Below are 3,473 nucleotides of genomic sequence, written 5' to 3' on the forward strand. Positions count from 1 at the left end.
CAATCGTTGAATAGTTGTCATCTATTCAACTATCCTCTCGAATCCCAAGTGATGCCGTCTGAATCGCGGGAACGCCCGAGAGTTCAAACCCGTCGGATACCAACAGCAACCGTGATTCGACTGCGGGACGGCATCCACATCGAGACGGACCAGACCATCGTCGCGGACGCCCGCAGCGCCGTGGGTGACGTGAACGTCGTGAGTCACGCCCACGCCGACCACACGTTTCGGACGACGCCGGAGACGGTGCTCTGTTCGGCCGAGACCGCCGCGCTCGTTCGGGCGCGGACGGGGGCGGAGTTCGAGTACACCGACACCGTTCCGGGCATCGAACTCCTTCCGGCGGGACACGTCGTCGGGTCGCGGGCGACGCTCGTCGAGGGCGAGGACGACCGCCGGTATCTGTACACCGGGGACTTCTCGACGCGCGACAGGCTGTACCTCGACGGATTCGAACCCGTTTCCGCCGACGTGTTGGTGATGGAGACGACCTACGGCGACCCGCAATATCGCTTTCCGCCCCAGAAGGAATTGGAGAGGGAGATCTGCGATTGGCTCGCCGACCACGACGAACCGCTGTTCCTGTTCGGTTACTCGCTCGGGCGGGCGGGGGAACTCCAGCATCTGGCTCGGCGGGCGACGAACCGCCCCATCGTCGTCAGCGATGCGATTGGGAAGGTGAACGAGGCCATCGAGGCGACGACGAACATCTCCTTCGACGCAGGATCGTTCGAGGCGAACGAACTCTCGGGTGACGAAATCGTCGTGCTCCCGTCCAACCGCTCCCGAACCGACTGGGTTCGGGACCTCGTCGAGCGGGTCGGCGGGTCGATGGTCGGATTTTCGGGATGGGCCGTCACGAGTTCCTATCGCTACCGCGGCGGCTACGACGCGACGTTTCCGCTCTCCGATCACTGTGATTTCGACGAACTCGTTTCGACCGTGACGGCGGTGGACCCCGAAATCGTCTACACGCAACACGGATTCGCCGACGAGTTCGCGGGGCACCTCCAGAAGCTCGGATACGACGCTCGTCCGTTGATGCGCCACCAGCGGTCGCTTCTCGACTTCGGAAGCGAGTGACTACGACGGGTAGCGTTCGATTTCCGGGGGATGGGTCCCGCCTTTCGGTTCCTGTCGCGCACGATACTTATCGGCAGTATAGTCGTCACTGTCCGGCAGTATCGCCATCACTGCCCGGCAGTATCGCCGTCACTGTCACTCGCTAGCTCGGTGGAAAGGACTACGTTCCCTTTTGCAGGCGGACGATAACAAAGCTCGTAGTTCGCGTCCCACCGTGTCGTGTTCAGCCTCCGTCGATTGATTGCCAGCGTGGTCGCCGTCGTTCTCGTCGTGAGTATTCTCTTCGTGGTGACGCTGGGCGTCTGGCCGCCCGCGTACACCGTCATCAGCGGGAGCATGTCGCCGCACGTCAACCAGACGGACGTGGTCGTGGTGATGGACAAACACCGCGTCACGCCGCCGGACAGTCGGGATGGCGTCGTTTCGGCACAGAGCGGGAAGGAGGACGGTTTCGAGACGCTCGGCGGTCCCGGCAACGTCCTCGTCTATCACCCGTACGGAAACGACTCGGCGATTCCCGTCCTCCATCGAGCGCGGTTCTGGGTCACGAAGGGCGAAAACTGGTACGACAAAGCGAACGCATCGTACGTCGCGGGTGCGGATAGCTGTGCCCAACTTCGGAACTGTCCGGCACCGCACTCGGGATTCATCACCAAAGGGGACGCGAACGGGTATTACGACCAAGCGGTCGGCATCTCCTCGCCGGTTCGTCCCGACTGGATCATCGGCGTCGCCATCGCTCGTGTCCCGAAAATCGGTAAGCTGTCACCGGCGCTCTCTCATTCCTCGAAGAACAGCGTGACGTTCACGGGGTCCCGTTCTTCACGAACTGGCTCGGGGATGGAACGGAACGGTACGGCGCTCTCACTCCTCGCGGAGGAGCGCCACACTCAACAGCTTGCCGCCCCCGCATACGGTCGATTCGCGGGTTAGCGCGTAGAGGATCCCGTCGCGGTCGGTTTCTACTTCTTGTCGAACCTCGTACGTCGCCGGGTCGTACAGGGTCCCGATGCGCTCTCCCGCCTCGACTTCGTCGCCGATTTCGTGGTTCGACTCTACGACGAACAGGCCGGAGTCGTCGGCATCGACGCGACCGAGATGATTGCGGGCAAGTATTTTCTCCCCGTTCCCCAGCGGCGATGCGGGGAGCATTCCGAGCTGTCGGCAGACGTTCGTGAGTCCGGTAAGTCCGGTTTCGACCGCGTTTTCGACGACCTCCTTGTTGTGTGCGAGCTCCGGCGTGATGGACGGGATTCCTTCGCGCGTGGCCGCGACACGGAACTTGCCACCGAAGTTGCGCTCGGACCACTCCACGTCGGCGTCGTCGCCCGCCTCTTCAGAGAGCAGGAGGTCGGTGCCGAAGGCTTCCGCCAACGCGCGTGATTCCTCGTCGCCCTCCATGAAGACGACGTGGGTCATCATGTTCGGGCTGCCGGTGTGGAGGTCCACGATGGCGTCCGCTTCGCTGGCGTACTCCCAGAGCGTCGCCGCCATGCGCTCGTGAATCGTGCCGTCGGGGTCGCCGGGCCAGACCCGGTTCATGTTCGGGTTGATGCTGTCCAACTGCTCGGGCGTGGTGTACGACACCCGGTCGAACGTGAGCGGGTCGGCGACCGGTACCGCCACGATTCGGCCCGCGAGGGTCTCCGTCTCGATCTCCTCGTGGAACCGTCGAAGCACTTCGCTTCCGTTGATTTCGCGGCCGTGCTGGGCCGCCTGCACGTAGAGGGTCGGGCCGTCTTCGGCACCTTCGTAAGTGTGTATCGTCGTTTCGAGTTCGACGCCCGACGGCAGTCGGGCGAGCGGGATTCGCTCCGCGCTGTGTCCTCCCATTGAATGCAGTACTGCGGGAGAGACACCTTGAACGTAGCGAAGTTCGTTTTCCGGTACCGTGGTTCGTGTTCGCACAGAAGATCTATAGTATAAATATATTCACCATCTAGTGAAAGTGATATGGAAGATGTGACGAACGCCATCTTTTAGCCCGGAGACGATGTCGATTCGCCTGATCAATGTACTCGCGGGAACACTTCGCCATCGGTGCCGTGGTTTCGGCGCTTCTCCTCGTTCCGCTTTCGAGTCGATTCGGTACGCCACTGCTCGCCGCCCTGTTCGTCTACGGGGTGCTGTTGAGCGTCTTCATCGATCTGGATCACTTCGTTCTCACGCGTTTCGAGACGGGCAGTTGGCGGCATCTCCGTGCATGTCTGGCGAACCCTCGGGACGCGTTCGGTGATCAGGATTGGGTGTTCGAGGACGTGGACAATGCGGAACTGGAACACCTGCGTATCCTCTCACACGTCGCCATCGGCGGCGTTCTCGTCGGCGTGTTGATCGTCCTCTGGCCGCCTGTCGCCGTCTTCACCGCCGTCGTGCTGTACATTCACGAG

At 62.1% G+C, this 3,473-nt stretch carries 4 protein-coding genes; 3 read left to right on the forward strand and 1 reads right to left on the reverse strand.

Features of this window, described 5'->3' with window-relative positions; translation table 11 throughout:
• Positions 1 to 111 precede the first annotated feature (111 nt).
• Together WBV42_RS17195 and WBV42_RS17200 are read left to right on the forward strand one after the other, a co-directional pair.
• Positions 112 to 1,083 carry an mRNA cleavage and polyadenylation specificity factor-like protein gene (locus WBV42_RS17195; protein ID WP_423987109.1) on the forward strand — a complete coding sequence of 324 codons (972 nt, stop codon included), beginning with the start codon at positions 112 to 114 and terminating at the stop codon, positions 1,081 to 1,083.
• A gap of 270 nt (positions 1,084 to 1,353) precedes the next feature.
• Positions 1,354 to 2,016 carry a S26 family signal peptidase gene (locus WBV42_RS17200; protein WP_423987110.1) on the forward strand — a complete coding sequence of 221 codons (663 nt, stop codon included), beginning with the start codon at positions 1,354 to 1,356 and terminating at the stop codon, positions 2,014 to 2,016.
• Here the strand turns inward: WBV42_RS17200 and WBV42_RS17205 are convergent.
• Positions 1,948 to 2,916, reverse strand: coding sequence for a succinylglutamate desuccinylase/aspartoacylase family protein (locus tag WBV42_RS17205; RefSeq protein WP_423987111.1), 969 nt, complete (start codon positions 2,914 to 2,916; stop codon positions 1,948 to 1,950). The genes WBV42_RS17200 and WBV42_RS17205 overlap by 69 nt on opposite strands.
• A gap of 179 nt (positions 2,917 to 3,095) precedes the next feature.
• On the opposite strand from WBV42_RS17205, the gene WBV42_RS17210 reads away from it, so the two are divergent.
• A partial coding sequence (locus WBV42_RS17210) for a hypothetical protein (protein WP_423987112.1) occupies positions 3,096 to 3,473 on the forward strand: 378 nt, incomplete at its 3' end.

The organism is Haladaptatus sp., from assembly GCF_049589095.1.
GTDB lineage: Archaea > Halobacteriota > Halobacteria > Halobacteriales > Haladaptataceae > Haladaptatus.

What these genes read in the sequence shown, in the direction of transcription:
- WBV42_RS17205 (WP_423987111.1), bottom strand. Translation starts at nt 2,916, where the DNA reads ATGGGAGGACACAGCGCGGAGCGAATCCCGCTCGCCCGACTGCCGTCG.